Raw genomic sequence first — 10,744 nt, forward strand, 5'->3', positions numbered from 1 at the left:
CGCAACCGGCCGGCACGGCGATCCGCCCGTCCGGGGCCGCGCGTCCCGCCTGAAGGCCCCAGCGGGCGCAATCCGCCCGTACGGCGCTCTGCCCGCACGGTCCAGGCAGCCTCTTGTACGGGGTGTCGCTCGCCGGGGTGGGGCGCCCGCGGGCGCGCTACCCGGGCGGGCCGGAGCGTGGTCATGCGGGGGCGTTCTCGGGCTCCGGTAGGCGGGCATGGTGCTGGGCGTGGGCGGCCGCCCGGTCATCGGGGGGCCAGCATGGTGGTCCACATCTGGGCGAACTCCGGCAGGGTCTTGGCGGTCGTGGCGATGTTCTCGACCTCGATGCCCGGGACCGCGAGGCCGATGACGGCGCCGGCCGTGGCCATGCGGTGGTCGTCGTAGCTGTGGAAGGTGCCGCCGTGCAGGGGCCGGGGCCGGACGACGAGGCCGTCGTCGGTCTCCTCGGCGTCGCCGCCCAGGGCGTTGATCTCGGTGACGAGGGCGGCGAGCCGGTTGGTCTCGTGGCCGCGCAGGTGGGCGATGCCGCGCAGGCGGGTGGGGGAGACGGCCAGGGCGGCCAGGGCGGCGATCGTCGGGGTGAGCTCGCCGACCGCGCGCAGGTCGGCGTCGATGCCGCGGATCTCACCGGTGCCGGTGACGACCAGGTCGTCGACGCCGCCGGACGAGGCGCCTCCCCAGGCCACCCGGGCGCCCATGTCGGTGAGCAGGGTGCGCAGGGCGTCGCCCGGCTGCGTGGTCCTGAGCGGCCAGTGCGGGACGGTGACCGTGCCGCCGGTGACGAGGGCGGCCGACAGGAACGGGGCGGCGTTGGACAGATCGGGCTCCACCACCCAGTCGCGGGCCGCGATGGGGCCGGGCTCGACGCGCCACACGTCGGGCTCGCTGTCGTCGACGCGGACGCCCGCCTCGCGCAGCATGTGGATCGTCATCTCGATGTGCGGCTGGGACGGGACCGGCGGGCCGACGTGGCGGATCGTGACGCCCTTGCCGAACCGGGCGGCCGTCAGCAGCAGCCCGGAGACGAACTGCGAGGAGGCCGAGGCGTCGAGCGTGACCTCGCCGCCGGTCAGGGGGCCGTGGACGGTGAACGGCAGCGCGTCGTTGTCGACGCGGGCGCCGAGGGCGCGCAGGGCGTCGAGGATGGGCCCCATCGGGCGCTTGCGGGCGTGCGGGTCGCCGTCGAAGGAGACCGGGCCGTCGGCGAGCGCGGCCATCGGGGGGACGAAACGCATGACCGTGCCCGCGAGGCCGGCGTCGATGGAGGCGCCCGCGCGGACGGGGCCGGGCGTCACCTGCCAGTCGACGCTGGACGGGGTCTCGGCCGTGGCCGTGAGCGTGGCGCCCAGGGCGCGCAGGGCCGCCGCCATCAGATCGGCGTCGCGGCTGCGGAGCGCCTGGCGTACGGAACCGGGGCCGTCGGCGAGCGCGGCGAGCAGGAGGGCGCGGTTGGTCACCGACTTGGACCCGGGCAGCGGGACGGTCGCGACGACGGGTGCGGTGGCGAGCGGGGCGGGCCAGTGCGCGTTGGGCATGGCCAAAGACTACTGGCCCCGCGTGCGGGGGAGCAGTGCCCTGTGGACAAGCAGGGGGCGCCTGTGGACGAGCGACTCGGAGGACTTCCGGCGCGGGTTCGCACCTGCACGCGAAAGGCGTACGTGGCAGTGTGAGGGCATGTGCGGGAGATACGCGTCGGCGCGGGACAAGCACCAGCTGCTGGAGGAGTTCCAGGTGGAGCTGGACGCCGAGCCGGACAAGGAGCTGGCGCCCGACTACAACGTGGCGCCGACGAAGAACGTCTACGCCGTGCTCAGCCGGGTCCCGAAGGACGCCGAGCGGGCGGTGCGGCAGTTGCGGGTCGTGAAGTGGGGGCTGGTGCCGGCCTGGGCGAAGGATCCGTCCGTCGGGTCACGGATGATCAACGCCAGGATCGAGACCGTGGCGGAGAAGCCGTCCTACCGGCAGGCGTTCGCCAAGCGGCGCTGCTTGCTCCCGGCCGACGGCTACTTCGAGTGGATGCCGGTCGAGGGTGACAAGAAGAAGAAACAGCCGTACTTCATCCATCCGGCCGACGGCGGGGTGCTGGCGATGGCGGGGCTGTACGAGTTCTGGAAGGACCCCTCGCGCGACGACGACGATCCGCTGAAGTGGCTGGTCACGTGCACGGTGATCACCACGGACGCGGAGGACGAGCTGGGGCGCATCCACGACCGGATGCCGATGATGATCGAGCCGGAGCGGTGGGCCGAGTGGCTCGACCCGAAGCTGACCGACACGAAGGCGGCCTCGGGGCTGCTGGTGCCGGCCGATCCCGGGCGGCTGACCGCGCATCCGGTCAGCACCGAGGTCAACAATGTCCGCAACAATGGCCCGGACCTCATCAAGCCCTTGCCCGAAGGGGATTCGTAAAGGTGTAAGAAGCGCGTGTAGTGGGCATCCGGTGAGGAAAGCTTTACATCCGTTCACACGGAATCACCCCTATACAAACAGCGCCGGGCGGGATTACCGGGGATCTTTCCGCCGCGGGTTGCCCTCACTTTCCCGGAGGTGCGGATTCGTGGACGTCACGACCGCTCGTGAGCGGCTGGAAGAGATGCTGGCAGAGCTGGATCGGTCGATCGCGGTGCTCCAGGGCGATCCGGTGGCGATCCGCGAGCGTTCGGCGGCCGACGCGGGCGCGGACCTGACCGACGCCGACCGCGCGCAGGCCATGGTGGCCGTGGCCACCACGCAGCGCCGGGCGGTCGTCGAGGCGCTCAAGCGCCTGGACGAGGGCACCTACGGCAAGTGCGTCGACTGCGCCAGCCCGGTGCCCGAGGGCCGCCTGGAGGCGCGCCCCGAGGCCGCCCGGTGCGTGCAGTGCCAGGGCAAGCGGGAGCGCCGGGGTCGCTAGCCGTCGCCCGCTGGCGCTCCGCTCTTGCGGGCGCTGGCCACCAGGTGGATGCCCACCGTGTCGTCGTCGGCGGGCTTGGCCTCCAGCTCGGTGCGCACGAGGTAGGCGAGGGTCCGCGTGTCGCCGCCGAGCACGTGGTCGACCGTCGACGGCGACAGCACCGTGCGCGGGCGCATCCACTCCACCTCCAGCCCGGCGCCGGCCAGCAGCTCGCGCAGCTGGCCGCTGCTGAAGCAGCGGGTGATGCTGCCGTCGGGCCACGGCACGAGCATGACCTCGCCCGTCTGCCGCAGGTGCTGCCACTGGCCCTGCTCGGCCAGGATCGCCATGCCGAGCACGAGCGAGTCGACGCACACCAGCGCCCGACCGCCCGGGCGCAGCACCCGCGCCACGTCGCTCATCGCCGACTCAGCCATGAGCTCGATCGACATCGCCCGTTCCTCGGCGACGACCGCGTCGACGCTCTCGTCGGGCAGGAAGGACAGGTCGTCGGCGCGTACGTGACGGACGAGGTCGGCGTCGCGCAGCCGGTGGTGCCCCTCGGCGGTGCGGCGGAAGTCGAGCACCTCGATCACCCGGTGGCCGGCCCTGGCCGCGTGCCCGGACCAGCGGCCACGCCCGCCGGACAGGTCGAGGACCACGGAGGGTTCGTCAGGGAGCCATCTGGTGAGCTGTTCGGCGACGACGGCGTGATAGAAGGTCCAGTACGGCCCCAGCGTCCCTGAGCCGTTGAGTTCCTCGGCCGGAATGGGCAGCACACGCGACTCCTGGGTTCCGGAAAATGGCTACCAGCCGGTACGTATGGTTTTCCCCGCACCGGGTTGTTCGTCACCTTCTATCTTGCGGGAACAGACGAAGGCGCGGGTGTGTTGCGACGAGCATGCTCACATTGCTCGACTCCCTCCCCGGTGACCGGCCGGTCGCTGACAAGCGGGTATTCTCCCCTGAGTACGGTGTCCCGCCTCAGCAGGCCACCGGTGATCTTAGGGGGGTGGGCCCGGTGCCCGCGACAGGCGCGGAGACTCTGGAGCAGCGGAGCGAGCGTTTCGAACGCGACGTGATGCCTTATCTCGAGCAGCTCTACTCGGCCGCCCTCCGGATGACCCGAAACCCGGCGGACGCGGAGGACCTGCTGCAGGAGACCTTCGCGAAGGCGTTCGCGTCGTTCCATCAGTTCCAGCAGGGCACCAACCTCAAGGCGTGGCTCTACCGGATCCTGACGAACACGTTCATCAACACCTATCGCAAGAAGCAGCGTGAGCCGAAGCAGTCCGGCACCGAGGAGATCGAGGACTGGCAGCTCGCCCGGGCCGAGTCCCACACTTCGAGCGGCTTGAAGTCCGCCGAGGTGGAGGCGCTGGAGCACCTGCCCGACGGTGACGTCAAGCAAGCACTCGCGGCACTGCCCGAGGAGTTCCGGATCGCGGTCTACCTCGCCGACGTCGAGGGCTTCCCGTACAAGGAGATCGCCGACATCATGGGGACTCCGATCGGCACCGTGATGTCGAGGCTGCACCGTGGGCGCAGGCAGCTCAGAAGCCTCCTTGAGGACTATGCTCGCGAGCGTGGCCTGGTCCCGACGGAGGGATCGAAATGAGCTGTGGCAACCCGCATGACACCGACTGCCGCGAGGTCCTCGACAAGGTCTACGCCTACCTCGACGGCGAGCTGACCGAGCACGACGTGGCGGGCATCCGCGTCCACCTCGACGAGTGCGGTCCCTGCCTCCAGGAGTACGACCTGGACAAGGCGATCAAGCAGATCGTGGCCAAGAAGTGCGGCTGCGATCCGGTCCCGGAAGACCTGCGCGCCAAGGTTCTGGCGCGCATCGCGCAGGTACGGGCGGATCTGGCCGACTAGGATTCCCCCATGCGCGTGCTTGTTACCGGGGGTGCCGGGTTCATCGGGTCCAATCTCGTCGACCGTCTGCTCGCGGGCGGGCACGAGGTGGCCGTGGTCGACGACCTGTCCTCGGGCAGCCGCGACAACCTGGCCTCGGCCGCGCGGAGCGACCGGTTCACGCTGCACGAGCTCGACGTGCGCGACCCCGCGCTGCGGGAGCTGGCCGCCGACCTCCGGCCGGAGGTGATCTGCCATCTGGCCGCGCAGATCAGCGTGCGCAAGAGCGTCGCCGACCCGGTGCACGACGCCAGCCTCAACGTCGAGGGCACCGCCTCGGTGCTGACCGCGGCCCACGAGGGCAGCACCCGCAAGGTGGTGTTCGCCTCGTCCGTCGCGGTCTACGGCCGCCCGGCGACGATCCCGGTGCCGGGTGACGCCCCCACCGACCCGCGCTCCCCGTACGCCGCCTCCAAGCTGAGCGGCGAGACCTACCTGGCGACGTTCCGCGCCCTTTACGGGATCGAGTACACCACGCTGGTGCTGTCCAACGTCTACGGGCCGCGCCAGTCGCCCGAGGGCGAGGCCGGGGTCGTGTCGATCTTCACCGACGGGCTGCTCAACGGCACGCCCACGGTCCTCTACGGCGACGGCACGCAGACCCGCGACTACGTCTACGTCGACGACGTGGTCGACGGCTTCGTCCGGGCGTGCGGCTCCGACGGCAACGGCCGCAGGTTCAACCTCGGCACCGGCATCCAGACCACCGACCGGCGGCTGCACTCGCTGATCGCCGACGCGGCCGGCGCGCCCGACAAGCCCGGTTTCGCGCAGCCGCGTGTGGGTGACCTGCCGGCGATGGCGGTCGACCCGGTGCCCGCGTTCGAGGGGCTGGGCTGGGAGCCGCGCACCGATTTGTCCACTGGTGTGAAGCTCACGGTGGAGTGGGCGCGTAGTCGCCTCCGGTAGTGGCTTGGTTACGCTTTGCTTGCGATTCGTGACTCCGCCCGTACGGGCTGTCCTTCTTCTGTAGCGTGAGCCCCAGGAGTCGACGTGGAGGCGAGTGGATGTTGAAGGCAATGGTCGCCAGGCTGTTCACGGCCGCCGTGCTCATCGCCCCCGTGGTCGCGGTGATCGCGGGCGGAGCGCTGCCGCCAGGGGTTTCCTGGACCTGATGCGCGTGGGGGGCCGCAATGCGTGATCTGCCGTGGCCCGCGAGGGTCTACCTGCTGGGCGTCATCGGCGCCGCGGCGGCCCTCATCGGGCGCAGCGTGGTCACCTCCGGCGCGCTGGTGGCGCCGGACAATCTCGACGTGCTGCTCGTGCTCGTGCTGCTGTTCCTGGTGTGCGAGTCGATGCCGACGCTGCTCAACGTGGAGCAGTTCGCGGTGTCGGTCAGCTTCTCGGCCGCGCTGGCCGCGGTGGTGCTGATCGGCCCGGAGGGGGCGGCGCTCGTCGGGCTCACCGCCGTGCTCAGCGTCCGTCCCGGGCTGCCGCTGATCAAACGGGTGTTCAACGGGGCCCAGTTCGCCATCTGCGGCTTCGCGGCCGGCGGCGTGTACGTGTGGCTCGGCGGCGCGGTCGGCGTGCCCGAGGTCGCCGCCTTCGACGACCTGATCGGCCCCTACGCCGCGGCCACCGCCGTGTTCGTGCCGCTCAACATCCTGCTCACGCTCACCATGATCAGGCTGGCCACCCACGTCAGGGCCGAGGAGGTGCCGCTGCGCGGGCTGGCCCAGTTCCTGCTGTCCTACCTGGGCTACGGCACGTTCGGGCTGCTGGTGGCCGGGCTGTGGGCCACCGTGCAGTCGATCTCGGCCGTGCTCGTGCTGGTGCCGCTGTTCGTCGCGCGCTGGGCCTTCGGCCAGTATCACGCGCAGCAGCGCTCCTACGACGCCACGATGGCCGCCCTGTGCCAGGCCGTGGAGACCAAGGACTACTACACCAGAGGCCACTGCACCCGGGTCTCGCTCGCCTCCACCATGATCGCGCAGGAGGTCGGCATGGGCATGGAACGGCTGCGCGCCATCCGCTACGCCGGCATGCTGCACGACGTGGGCAAGCTCGGCGTGCCGACCAAGGTGCTGCAGAAGGACGGGCCGCTGACCGAGGAGGAGTTCGCCGCGATCCAGCTCCATCCGATGCGCGGGCTGGAGATCGTGCAGGGCATCGACTTCCTCGACGAGGCGTTCGCCGGGATCATGCACCACCACGAGCGCCACGACGGCAAGGGCTATCCGATGGGGCTGGCCGCCGACGAGATCCCGGAGTTCGCCCGGATCATCGCCGTGGCCGACGCGTTCGACTCGATGACCTCCGACCGCTCCTACCGGGGCGCCCGGCCGGTCGAGGTGGCGGTGGAGGAGCTGCGCAAGGGCGCCGGCACCCAGTTCGACCCGGTCATGGTGGCCGCGTTCGTCAAGGCGCTGGAGCACAACCCGTGGCAGCCGCCGCGCCGCGTCGACCCGCCGACGCCCGAGGACGCCGAGACGCACATCAAGGACCACGACGACCCGACGATGCCCATCGAAGTGGTGACGGGGCAGTGACCTACCAGCGGCTGGGCACCGGCCGGCTCCTCCTCGTCGGCGCGGCCGGGCTCGTCTCCGTGGCCGGGATCGCGCACACCTCGGCCGTCGGGCTCGACCGGCCGGAGATCGCGGTCGGGTTCGGCGCGCTGATCGCGGTCGGCGAGCTGGCCAGGCTCACCATGCCGGGCAACCGCGAGGTCGCCCCGATCGGCGCCGCCGCCGCGCTCGGCTACACGCTGCTGCTCGACCTCAGCCAGGTCCCGCTGCGCCACTCCGCGCTCCAGGTCGTGGCCGTGATCGCGGTCGGCATGATCGCGGGCGCGCTGCCCCACCTGGCCGTCGGGCGTCCGCCGCGCCTCGACGCCATGGCCCGCCGCCTGCTCACCGCCGCGCTGCTGGCCTTCGCCTTCCGCCCGCTGGCCGACCCCCTCTACCGGCTCACCCAGGGCGAGTCGGGCACGTGGTGGCCGGCTCTCGGCCTGATGGTGGCGCTCACCAGCCTCTCGCTGCTGATCGACGTGGTGGTCGCCGCGATGCTGCGGGCCGAGGAGATGCGCACCGCGTTCCGGGTGGCCGTGCGCGACGAGATCAACGTCGCCTTCCCGCTCGGGGTCGCCGTCGCCTCCTCCGGCGTGCTGCTCGCGCTGGCCACCCACAGCATGGACCTGGTGGCGCTGCTCGTCTTCGCGGCCCCGCTGCTCGTCACCCAGGTGGCCTTCCGCAAGTACGCCGGCATCCGCGCCACCTACCTGCAGACCGTGCGCGCCCTGTCGAGGGTCACCGAGGTCGGCGGCTACGTCGAGCCCGGCCACTCGCGCCGGGTCAGCCGCCTGGCCGTGGCGATCGGCAGGGAGCTGGGCATGGCCGAGCCGGAGCTGCTGGAGCTGGAGTACGCCGCGCTCATGCACGACATCGGCCAGCTCTCGCTGCGCGACCCGATCCCCGGCGGCGCGACCGTCCTGACCGACCCCGAGCAGGCCCGCAGCATCGCCGAGCTGGGCGCCGAGGTGATCAGGCAGACCGGCGTGCTCGACCGGGTGGCCGATCTGGTCAGCCGCCAGTGCGACCCGGTGAGCGAGGACCCGCCGCTGTCGAGCCGCATCATCAAGGTGGCCAACGCCTACGACGACCTGCTCGGCGGCTCGACCGACCGCGACCGCGCGGGCGCCGCGCTGGAGCGGCTCAGGCTCGCCGCCGGCACCGCGTACGATGCGGAGGCGGTCGAGGCGCTGGCCCGCGTCACCGGCCGCACGGCCCTGCGGCGCTGACGGCGGGGTTTTCGGTCCTGTAGATTCCCGCACTACGGCCCCTTCGCGCACGTGCCACGGCGCTGTAGGTCCTCGCAGTACGGCGCGCCCGCCCACGGGTTTCGGCACTGCCTCATTTGTAGGAAACCTACAGATCCGATTGTCCGGATCGGTGGTTTCGGGGGAAAGGGCTGGCGGCCCCGGCGGTCGTAGGGTTGGCGACGTGCTTAATGAGACGCTCGGACCCGTCCTGATCGCCAACCGAGGGGAGATCGCGCGCCGGATCATCCGCACGGTCCAGCGGCTGGGCCTGCGCGCCATAGCGGTCCACTCCGAGGCCGACGCCGACCTGCCGTACGTGCGCGAGGCCGACGAGGCCGTGCTGATCGGGCCGGCCAACCCCGCGCAGAGCTACCTCGACCCGGTCAAGGTGCTGGAGGCGGCCCGCGCCACGGGCGCCCGGTCGATCCACCCCGGCTACGGGTTCCTGGCCGAGAACGCGGGCTTCGCCGAGGCCGTCATCGCCGCGGGCATGGTGTGGATCGGCCCCGCCCCCGAGGCCATCGACCGGATGGGCGACAAGATCAACGCCCGTAACCTCATGGAGGACGCCGGCGTCCCGGTGGCCGCCGGCACCCGTGAGCCCGTCACCGACCTGGGCCTGGCCATGACGGCGGCCAAGGAGATCGGCTATCCCGTCATGGTCAAGACCGCCGGAGGCGGCGGCGGGATCGGCATGAGCGTCGCGCATGACGACGACGAGCTGGCCAAGGCGTTCGACCAGGCGTCCCGGGCGGCGCTGCGATTCGCGGCGGCAGCGGCGGCGGGCGGCGCGGGCGACGTGCTCGCCGGTCCGGCCATCCTGCTGGAGCGCTACATCGAGCGAGCCCGCCACGTCGAGGTGCAGATCCTCGGCCGCCCCGACGGCACCGTCGTGGCGCTGGGCGAGCGCGACTGCTCGGTGCAGCGCCGCCACCAGAAGGTCGTGGAGGAGACGCCGTCGCCCGGCATCACGCCCGAGCTGCGCGAGCGCATGCTGGCCGCGGCCGTGCGCGCCGGCGAGGCCGTCGGCTATCTCGGCGCCGGCACCGTGGAGTGCCTGGTCGACGCCGACGCCCAGGACTTCGTCTTCCTGGAGATGAACACCCGGCTCCAGGTGGAGCACCCGGTCACCGAGCTCGTCACCGGCCTCGACCTGGTCGAGCTGCAGCTGCGGGTCGCCGCCGGGGAGAGCCCCGAGATCACGCCCGAGGTCAGCGGGCACGCCATCGAGTTCCGCGTGTACGCCGAGGACCCCAAGCGGTTCTTCCCCGGACCTGGCAAGATCACCGCATGGACCGAGCCCGCGGGCGACGGCGTGCGCGTCGACTCGGGCTACGAGTCGGGCAACACGGTCACCCCGTTCTACGACCCGCTCATGGCCAAGCTCTGCGTGCACGGCGCCACCCGCGCCGAGGCGCTGGAGCGGGCCCGGGAGGCGGTGGCCGGGTTCACCGTCGAGGGGCCCAAGAACAACCTGCCGTTCTGCGCGGAGCTGCTGGACAACGACGAGTTCGTCACCGGCGACTATGACACGGGCCTGGTAGGGCGGATGCGCGCCAAGCGTGCGTAAGACTGTTGGATCATTGGAAGAGGGGAGTCGCGGTGGCTGAGGTCCGAGCTGAGATGGTGGCGAACGTGTGGAAGGTCGTCGTCCGGGAGGGCGACGAGGTTTCCGACGGTGACACGCTGGTCATCCTGGAGTCGATGAAGATGGAGATCCCGGTGCTCGCCGAGGACGACGGCGTGGTGGCCCAGCTCAAGGTGGCCGAGGGCGACGTGATCCAGGAAGGCGACCTGATCGCCGTCATCGAGTGACGCGCGCCAGAAACCTCTCGCGGTCGACGACGACGCGCTCGATCACGCCTCTGGCGACGAGCGCGTGTTTGTCGCTGGCCTGGAAGCCGAAGACCAGCCGCCTGCCGTCGACCTCGGTCAGCTCCACGCCGATGCTCACGTGGGCGCCGACGGGGCTGGCCGCCAGGTGTTCGAGCTCGACCCGGGTGCCGACCGACGTCTCGCCCGGCTTGAGGTGCGGGGCCGCGGCCTGGAGGGTCGCCTGCTCGGCCAGCGCCAGCAGGCGCGGCGTGGCGAGCACGGGCACGTCGCCGCTGCCGATCTTCTCGGCGGTGTCGCTCCGCTCGACCATGGTGAGCAGCTGGGAGCGGAGACCCGGAGCGAGCGTCATGCCG

Annotated in this window: 12 protein-coding genes; 9 read left to right on the top strand and 3 right to left on the bottom strand. The window is 71.5% G+C overall.

Annotated features, from left to right (window positions below):
* Positions 1-245 precede the first annotated feature (245 nt).
* Positions 246-1,538, bottom strand: a complete 1,293-nt coding sequence (gene aroA, locus AB0G11_RS31310; protein WP_357590222.1) for a 3-phosphoshikimate 1-carboxyvinyltransferase — start codon at positions 1,536-1,538, stop codon at positions 246-248.
* Between the two features lie 139 nt (positions 1,539-1,677).
* On the opposite strand from aroA, the gene AB0G11_RS31315 reads away from it, so the two are divergent.
* Together AB0G11_RS31315 and AB0G11_RS31320 are read left to right on the top strand one after the other, a co-directional pair.
* Positions 1,678-2,412 carry an SOS response-associated peptidase gene (locus AB0G11_RS31315; RefSeq protein WP_219500820.1) on the top strand — a complete coding sequence of 245 codons (735 nt, stop codon included), beginning with the start codon at positions 1,678-1,680 and terminating at the stop codon, positions 2,410-2,412.
* Between the two features lie 148 nt (positions 2,413-2,560).
* A complete protein-coding gene (locus AB0G11_RS31320; protein ID WP_219500822.1) occupies positions 2,561-2,896 on the top strand; it encodes a TraR/DksA family transcriptional regulator in 336 nt (111 codons plus the stop codon).
* Here the strand turns inward: AB0G11_RS31320 and AB0G11_RS31325 are convergent.
* The gene (locus AB0G11_RS31325) at positions 2,893-3,654 is read right to left on the bottom strand and encodes a methyltransferase domain-containing protein (RefSeq protein WP_219500824.1); all 762 of its coding nucleotides are present in this window, start codon (positions 3,652-3,654) and stop codon (positions 2,893-2,895) included. The genes AB0G11_RS31320 and AB0G11_RS31325 overlap by 4 nt on opposite strands.
* Positions 3,655-3,887: 233 nt before the next feature.
* On the opposite strand from AB0G11_RS31325, the gene AB0G11_RS31330 reads away from it, so the two are divergent.
* From AB0G11_RS31330 to AB0G11_RS31360, 7 genes are all read left to right on the top strand, one after another.
* A complete protein-coding gene (locus tag AB0G11_RS31330) occupies positions 3,888-4,493 on the top strand; it encodes a sigma-70 family RNA polymerase sigma factor (protein WP_219501184.1) in 606 nt (201 codons plus the stop codon).
* Positions 4,490-4,756 (top strand): mycothiol system anti-sigma-R factor, encoded by a 267-nt coding sequence (gene rsrA, locus AB0G11_RS31335; RefSeq protein ID WP_219500826.1) that lies wholly within the window; start codon positions 4,490-4,492, stop codon positions 4,754-4,756. The genes AB0G11_RS31330 and rsrA overlap by 4 nt, the downstream gene beginning before the upstream one ends.
* Before the next feature lie 9 nt (positions 4,757-4,765).
* Positions 4,766-5,704 carry an NAD-dependent epimerase/dehydratase family protein gene (locus AB0G11_RS31340; RefSeq protein WP_219500828.1) on the top strand — a complete coding sequence of 313 codons (939 nt, stop codon included), beginning with the start codon at positions 4,766-4,768 and terminating at the stop codon, positions 5,702-5,704.
* 224 nt (positions 5,705-5,928) lie between these two features.
* The gene (locus AB0G11_RS31345; protein WP_219500830.1) at positions 5,929-7,284 is read left to right on the top strand and encodes an HD-GYP domain-containing protein; all 1,356 of its coding nucleotides are present in this window, start codon (positions 5,929-5,931) and stop codon (positions 7,282-7,284) included.
* The gene (locus AB0G11_RS31350) at positions 7,281-8,534 is read left to right on the top strand and encodes an HD domain-containing phosphohydrolase (RefSeq protein WP_219500832.1); all 1,254 of its coding nucleotides are present in this window, start codon (positions 7,281-7,283) and stop codon (positions 8,532-8,534) included. The genes AB0G11_RS31345 and AB0G11_RS31350 overlap by 4 nt, the downstream gene beginning before the upstream one ends.
* A gap of 202 nt (positions 8,535-8,736) precedes the next feature.
* Positions 8,737-10,125, top strand: coding sequence for a biotin carboxylase N-terminal domain-containing protein (locus AB0G11_RS31355; protein WP_357590224.1), 1,389 nt, complete (start codon positions 8,737-8,739; stop codon positions 10,123-10,125).
* Between the two features lie 32 nt (positions 10,126-10,157).
* Entirely contained in the window at positions 10,158-10,370 is a 213-nt protein-coding gene (locus tag AB0G11_RS31360; protein ID WP_156325834.1) for a biotin/lipoyl-binding carrier protein, read from the top strand.
* Here AB0G11_RS31360 and AB0G11_RS31365 read toward each other — a convergent pair.
* Entirely contained in the window at positions 10,360-10,740 is a 381-nt protein-coding gene (locus AB0G11_RS31365) for a thioesterase family protein (protein ID WP_246644102.1), read from the bottom strand. The genes AB0G11_RS31360 and AB0G11_RS31365 overlap by 11 nt on opposite strands.
* Between the last annotated feature and the right edge of the window lie 4 nt (positions 10,741-10,744).

It is taken from the genome of Nonomuraea sp. NPDC023979 (assembly GCF_040639085.1).
Classification (GTDB): Bacteria; Actinomycetota; Actinomycetes; order Streptosporangiales; family Streptosporangiaceae; genus Nonomuraea; species Nonomuraea ceibae.

What these genes read in the sequence shown, in the direction of transcription:
- AB0G11_RS31345 (WP_219500830.1), top strand. Translation starts at nt 5,929, where the DNA reads ATGCGTGATCTGCCGTGGCCCGCGAGGGTCTACCTGCTGGGCGTCATC.
- rsrA (WP_219500826.1), top strand. Translation starts at nt 4,490, where the DNA reads ATGAGCTGTGGCAACCCGCATGACACCGACTGCCGCGAGGTCCTCGAC.
- AB0G11_RS31340 (WP_219500828.1), top strand. Translation starts at nt 4,766, where the DNA reads ATGCGCGTGCTTGTTACCGGGGGTGCCGGGTTCATCGGGTCCAATCTC.
- AB0G11_RS31315 (WP_219500820.1), top strand. Translation starts at nt 1,678, where the DNA reads ATGTGCGGGAGATACGCGTCGGCGCGGGACAAGCACCAGCTGCTGGAG.
- AB0G11_RS31365 (WP_246644102.1), bottom strand. Translation starts at nt 10,740, where the DNA reads ATGACGCTCGCTCCGGGTCTCCGCTCCCAGCTGCTCACCATGGTCGAG.
- aroA (WP_357590222.1), bottom strand. Translation starts at nt 1,538, where the DNA reads ATGCCCAACGCGCACTGGCCCGCCCCGCTCGCCACCGCACCCGTCGTC.